Source organism: Streptococcus sp. 2106 (genome assembly GCF_013277315.1).
In the GTDB taxonomy this organism is placed as follows: Bacteria; Bacillota; Bacilli; order Lactobacillales; family Streptococcaceae; genus Streptococcus; species Streptococcus pseudopneumoniae.
The window spans coordinates 1-3,462 of the sequence record NZ_VMMS01000084.1 but is presented as its reverse complement, the minus strand read 5'-3'; the positions used below and the strand labels follow the sequence as shown (position 1 = coordinate 3,462).

General features: G+C 43.2%; 3 protein-coding genes and 2 pseudogenes. 4 read left to right on the top strand and 1 reads right to left on the bottom strand.

All coding sequences use genetic code 11. The features are described from left to right. Positions 1-186, bottom strand: a pseudogene (locus HT723_RS08950) (IS1634 family transposase); the annotation flags it as partial. A 122-nt stretch (positions 187-308) separates the two neighbouring features. Here HT723_RS08950 and HT723_RS08945 point away from each other — a divergent pair. The 4 genes and pseudogenes from HT723_RS08945 to folE all read left to right on the top strand — a co-directional run. Beyond that, positions 309-425 (top strand): annotated as a pseudogene (locus HT723_RS08945) (CPBP family intramembrane glutamate endopeptidase); the annotation flags it as partial. Positions 426-518: 93 nt separating this feature from the next. Further along, on the top strand, positions 519-1,499 hold the full coding sequence (folP, locus tag HT723_RS08940) for a dihydropteroate synthase (RefSeq protein WP_172935062.1): 981 nt from the start codon (positions 519-521) through the stop codon (positions 1,497-1,499). A gap of 1 nt (position 1,500) precedes the next feature. Beyond that, positions 1,501-2,823: a folylpolyglutamate synthase/dihydrofolate synthase family protein gene (locus HT723_RS08935; protein WP_172935061.1), complete on the top strand. Its 1,323-nt coding sequence runs from the start codon at positions 1,501-1,503 to the stop codon at positions 2,821-2,823. Next, positions 2,804-3,358, top strand: a complete 555-nt coding sequence (gene folE / locus HT723_RS08930; protein ID WP_004247172.1) for a GTP cyclohydrolase I FolE — start codon at positions 2,804-2,806, stop codon at positions 3,356-3,358. The genes HT723_RS08935 and folE overlap by 20 nt, the downstream gene beginning before the upstream one ends. Positions 3,359-3,462: the final 104 nt, after the last annotated feature.

Genomic DNA, 3,462 nt, shown 5'->3' with positions numbered 1-3,462 from the left:
TAGTAGACCTTCCTTTGCCTCACGTTTCAAACGTTCTAAGATATCAGGTTCCTCTACCTCTAGTTCATCTAAGAGACCATATTTTTTCAAAATACGCTGTCTGACTTTTCCATCTTTTCGATATCCCTCCACAAGATAGACATGAGTACGCCCTTCTTTGTTGGTTGTTGTTTTAATAAATGCCATACTCTATTATAGCATACATAATTATATACAACAAACAAAAAGTTGAAAAATAGTCGAAAAATCCAGATGTACCAAGGTATTAAGTAAGGTCGGCGGAGAATTAAGTGATAAAGTCGGGAGTTTATAAAACCCAACGTTTGGAAATGTCGATCTTACTTCATATGATTGTGAATGGGGTTGCTTTCTGTTTGTTGGCTCTCGTGGTGATTTTGAGTAGGACATTAGGGATTTCTGTTTAAGATTATTGACAATTGCTTACTTGTTTCTACTGGGAAAAAGATGAATGCAATCGTGTCCATTTTTTTCTTTTTATGGTAAAATAGAGAAATAATATGATGAAAAGCCTTGAGGGAGTGACCGATATGTCAAGTAAAGCCAATCATGCAAAGACAGCTATTTGCGGAATTATCAATGTAACCCCAGATTCCTTTTCGGATGGTGGTCAATTTTTTGCTCTTGAGCAGGCACTCCAGCAGGCTCGTAAATTGATAGCAGAAGGGGCTAGTATGCTAGATATCGGCGGAGAATCGACTCGGCCGGGAAGTAGCTATGTTGAGGTTGAGATAGAAGAGGAAATCCAGCGTGTTGTTCCAGTGATTAAAGCGATTCGCAAGGAAAGTGATGTCCTCATCTCTATTGATACTTGGAAGAGTCAGGTAGCAGAAGCTGCTTTGGCTGCTGGTGCCAATCTAGTCAATGATATCACTGGTCTTATGGGTGATGAGAAAATGGCCCATGTGGTTGCTAAGGCTGGTGCGAAAGTAGTCATTATGTTTAATCCAGTCATGGCGCGACCTCAGCATCCTAGCTCGCTCATATTTCCTCATTTCGGTGTTGGTCAAGCTTTTACAGAGGAAGAGTTAGCTGACTTTGAAAAAATGCCAATCGAAGACTTGATGGAGACTTTCTTTGAACGAGCCCTAGCGAGAGCAAATCAAGCTGGAATCGCACAAGAAAATATCCTGTTGGATCTAGGAATTGGCTTTGGTCTGACCAAGAAAGAAAATCTGCTTCTTTTACGGGACCTGGATAAACTACATCAGAAAGGATATCCAATCTTTCTCGGAGTGTCGCGCAAGCGATTTGTCATCAATATTCTTGAAGAAAATGGTTTTGATGTCAATCCTGAGACAGAACTTGGTTTCCGCAATCGAGATACAGCTTCGGCTCATGTAACTAGTATTGCTGCAAGACAGGGTGTAGAAGTGGTGCGCGTGCATGATGTAGCTAGTCACAGGATGGCAGTTGAAATTGCCTCCGCTATTCGTCTGGCTGATGAAGCGGAAAATTTAGATTTAAAACAATATAAATAAGATGAAAGAAATTGAAAACAATCAGTGGATTGCCAACTACCGGACGGACCAACCGCATTTTGGCTTGGAACGCATGGTGGAACTATTAGCATTGCGTGGCAATCCCCATCTCAAACTCAAGGTCATCCATATCGGAGGGACCAATGGCAAGGGTTCGACCATTGCTTTTTTGAAAAATATGCTGGAAAAGCTAGGGCTAAGAGTTGGGGTGTTCAGCTCGCCCTATCTCATTCATTACACAGACCAGATTAGCATCAATGGGGAATCCATTCCCGAGGCTAGGCTAGAAGACCTCATGGCAGACTATCAGTCTTTGCTGGAGGGAGAAGCGGCCGCCAATTTACAGGGCACAACCGAGTTTGAGATTATCACAGCCATAGCTTATGATTACTTTGCCTCAGAGCAAGTAGATGTGGCCATTATGGAAGTGGGCATGGGTGGACTTTTAGATAGTACCAATGTCTGCCAGCCAATTTTAACAGGAATTACGACTATTGGACTGGACCATGTAGCCCTACTTGGTGATACCTTGGAAGCTATAGCAGAGCAGAAAGCTGGTATTATCAAACAAGGAATTCCCTTGGTGACAGGTCGTATCGCTCCAGAAGCTTTGGCTGTGATTGACCGCATTGCGGAAGGGAAAGATGCGCCGAGACTTGCCTATGGGAAAGATTATCAAGTTAGTCATCAAAAGAGTGTGGTTACAGGCGAAGTCTTTGACTATACAAGTGTTGTCAGACAAGGTCGCTTCCAGACTGGCCTGCTTGGTTTGCACCAGATAGAGAATGCTGGGATTGCCATAGCTTTACTTGATACTTTTTGTCAAGAAGATGGTCGAGAACTAGCAAGCAATCATTTGCTTGCTCAAGCCTTGGAAGAAACAAGTTGGCCAGGGCGTCTGGAGGTCGTGTCAAGGAACCCCTTGATGATCTTGGATGGGGCCCACAATCCCCATGCTATCAAGGCTTTATTGACAACCTTGCAAGAACGCTTTGCGGATTATCGTAAGGAAATCCTCTTTACTTGCATCAAAACCAAGACCTTGGAGGATATGTTGGACTTGTTGGAGCAAATCCCAGATACCGAGCTTACTTTGACACATTTTGACGATAGTCGGGCGACTGATGAAAGCGTGCTGAAAGAGGCAGCAAAGTCTAGAAATCTCAGCTACCAAGGTTGGCAGGATTTTCTAGAGCAGAAATTGACAGATAAAAAAGAAGAGAAAAAAACAGTTAGGATTGTCACAGGTTCCTTGTATTTCTTGAGCCAAGTGAGAGCCTATCTGATGGAGAGGAAAAACGAGAATGGATACACAAAAGATTGAAACAGCTGTAAAAATGATTATCGAGGCTGTAGGAGAGGACGCTAACCGCGAGGGCTTGCAGGAAACACCTGCTCGTGTCGCTCGTATGTACCAAGAGATTTTTTCAGGGCTTGGTCAAACAGCGGAGGAACATTTGTCAAAATCCTTTGAGATTATTGACGATAATATGGTGGTAGAGAAGGATATCTTTTTCCACACCATGTGTGAGCACCACTTTCTACCATTTTATGGGAGAGCGCATATTGCCTACATTCCAGATGGTCGTGTGGCAGGTTTGTCTAAGCTAGCTCGTACGGTTGAAGTTTATTCGAAAAAACCACAAATTCAAGAACGTTTGAATATCGAAGTGGCCGATGCCTTGATGGAGTATCTAGGTGCTAAAGGAGCCTTTGTTGTCATTGAAGCAGAACATATGTGTATGAGCATGCGTGGTGTCAGAAAACCGGGCACTGCCACCTTGACGACAGTAGCTCGTGGTCTATTTGAAACAGATAAGGACCTCCGAGATCAGGCTTATCGTTTAATGGGACTATAATACTCTTCGAAAATCAAATTCAAACCACGTCAGCTTCCATCTGCAACCTCAAAACAGTGTTTTGAGCAGCCTGCGGCTAGCTTCCTAGTTTGCACTTTGATTTT

Coding starts and splice junctions, on each gene's coding strand:
- folP (WP_172935062.1), top strand. CDS start 519: ATGATGAAAAGCCTTGAGGGAGTGACCGATATGTCAAGTAAAGCCAAT.
- HT723_RS08935 (WP_172935061.1), top strand. CDS start 1,501: ATGAAAGAAATTGAAAACAATCAGTGGATTGCCAACTACCGGACGGAC.
- folE (WP_004247172.1), top strand. CDS start 2,804: ATGGATACACAAAAGATTGAAACAGCTGTAAAAATGATTATCGAGGCT.